The following is a 1873-nucleotide window of genomic DNA, read 5'->3' as shown; positions in this document are numbered from 1 at the left end:
TCGGATCGCGATCTCGCCGCGATTGGCGACCAGCACGGCGTCGAACACGACTCTCGACCTCGACGTTGGAGACAGGAGGACTGGCGGCGAATGCTAGTGACCCGCGGGCGCCGACTCACTCGCGCGTCCGCCGGTGGCCACGCCGCCCCGATTCGCGCGTCCGGCGGGACCGGGGGACACTGGTGTTCCCACCCGCCGTCCGACCATCCCGTCGTGCGCTCACACGGCTCGGTCTGGCGCCGGTCGACCGGACGTCGTCGAAAGGACCCCGGTGTTCCGCCTGCGCAGCACGAGCCTCGCCGTCCTCGCCGCCGCCACGCTGCTGGCGGGCTGCGGCGGGTCCCCCGGCGCGGCCGACGACACACCGGTCGACCCCTCGGCCGTGGGAACGCCCGATGACGACGGCGTGCTCCGGGTCGTGGGCACGGACACGCTGCAGTGGGATCCGCCGGCCCTGTCCGCCCCGGCCGGCGAGATCGTGTTCGAACTGCAGTGCGAGGAACGCGTCAACCACAACCTCGTGGTGGGTGACGAGCGCACGCTCGTCGCCGAGTGCGGCCCCGGCGAGAGCGCCCAGGGCAGCCTCGAACTGGAACCGGGCGACCACCCCTTCGTGTGCACGATCCCGGGACACGAGTCCTCGATGCGGGGCACGCTCACCGTCGAGTAGGGCGGTCCGTCGGGGTGCGCGCCGGTTCGCTGCCGGACCGCGCGCACGGGTACGCTGCCGCCACTCGCGCCCGGGTCGGGGCCGGGTTCTCCTCGTACGTGCTTGAAGGAGCCTTCGTGCGTCGCGTCACGCTGGGACTGGTCACCGCCGCAGGGCTGGCGGTCGCCGGCTGCTCGCCGGTGCCCGACGGTGCCATCGCCGCGGAGTCGGTGGAGTGCCCCGAGGGTTCCGACTGCTTCGACCCGATCCAGCCGGTCGGGCCGGGCGGCCAGATCTCCATGGACATGGGCAACTTCTTCTTCGACAACATCGAGGGCACGGCCGTCACCGGCGACGTCACGGTCACGGTGCAGAACGTCAGCGACGCCTACCACAACGCGGAGTTCCTGGGCGCGGCCGACGGCTCGGAGATCCCCGAGGCCGACGGCGGCCAGACCGGCGAGGGGGTCGTCAAGCTGTTCCCGGGCGAGTGGACGGTGATCTGCAACGTCCCCGGCCACCGGGCGGCGGGTATGGAAGCCACGGTCACCGTCTACGCCACCGAGGAGGAGGCGCAGGAGGCCGGTGCCGACATCGGCGAGATGCCCGAGGAGGGCGCCGACCCGACCGCCCCGGCCGAGGACGAGGAGCTCCCGGCCGCCGGCGGTGACGGCGACGAGGCCGACAGCGAGGCGCAGGACGCCACCGAGGACGGCGCCGACCAGTAACGGCGCGCCATCCGGCGATGGAACGATGCGAGAAGGGCGGCCCGATGGGCCGCCCTTCGTCGTTGGTCGTTCCGCTCGTCGCTTCGGGGCGGCGGATGGCCCGGTCAGCTGGGGTGACGTGCCAGATCGGTGGGCCGCACGGCCAGCGATCCGCCGACCCCCTCGAGCAGCGCCGCACGCGTCCAGGCGGGCACCCGGACCTGCCGACCTTCGCCGCCCGGGGCCTCGTCAGCCGCGGGCGTGGAGGCCACCGGCGTCAACGCCACGACGAGGGCCGCGAGCTCCTCGGGGCTCGGCGCGCCGTGCAGCACCTCGATGCGGGTGTCCATCAGCTGGGCCCTTCGCGTCGGCGGCTGGCCATCACAGCGGGATGTTGCCGTGCTTGCGGGCGGGCCGCTGCTCGCGCTTGGTGCGGGTGAACCGCAGCGCCTTGATCAGTTCGACGCGGGTGCGCGAGGGTTCGATGACCGCGTCGACGTAGCCGCGCTCGGCGGCG

4 protein-coding genes are annotated in these 1873 nt (G+C 73.4%); 2 read left to right on the top strand and 2 right to left on the bottom strand.

The window, feature by feature from the left end:
- Window positions 1–271 precede the first annotated feature (271 nt).
- Complete coding sequence (locus ACERM0_RS22735; RefSeq protein WP_373680883.1) at window positions 272–670, top strand: plastocyanin/azurin family copper-binding protein; 399 nt, start codon at window positions 272–274, stop codon at window positions 668–670.
- Between the two features lie 116 nt (window positions 671–786).
- Entirely contained in the window at window positions 787–1377 is a 591-nt protein-coding gene (locus tag ACERM0_RS22730; protein WP_373680882.1) for a hypothetical protein, read from the top strand.
- A gap of 104 nt (window positions 1378–1481) precedes the next feature.
- Here ACERM0_RS22730 and ACERM0_RS22725 read toward each other — a convergent pair whose 3' ends face one another.
- Window positions 1482–1706 (bottom strand): acyl-CoA carboxylase epsilon subunit, encoded by a 225-nt coding sequence (locus ACERM0_RS22725; protein WP_373680881.1) that lies wholly within the window; start codon window positions 1704–1706, stop codon window positions 1482–1484.
- Window positions 1707–1737: 31 nt separating this feature from the next.
- On the bottom strand, window positions 1738–1873 hold a 136-nt coding region (locus ACERM0_RS22720), incomplete at its 5' end, for a carboxyl transferase domain-containing protein (RefSeq protein ID WP_373680884.1).

Origin of the sequence: Egicoccus sp. AB-alg2 (genome assembly GCF_041821065.1) — a bacterium.
Classification (GTDB): Bacteria; Actinomycetota; Nitriliruptoria; order Nitriliruptorales; family Nitriliruptoraceae; genus Egicoccus.
The sequence above is the reverse complement of the archived record's forward strand: the minus strand, read 5'-3'. Positions and strand labels throughout refer to the sequence as shown.

Bases quoted from the DNA above. Each gene is read 5' to 3' on its own strand.
- ACERM0_RS22725 (WP_373680881.1), bottom strand. From the start codon at position 1,706: ATGGACACCCGCATCGAGGTGCTGCACGGCGCGCCGAGCCCCGAGGAG.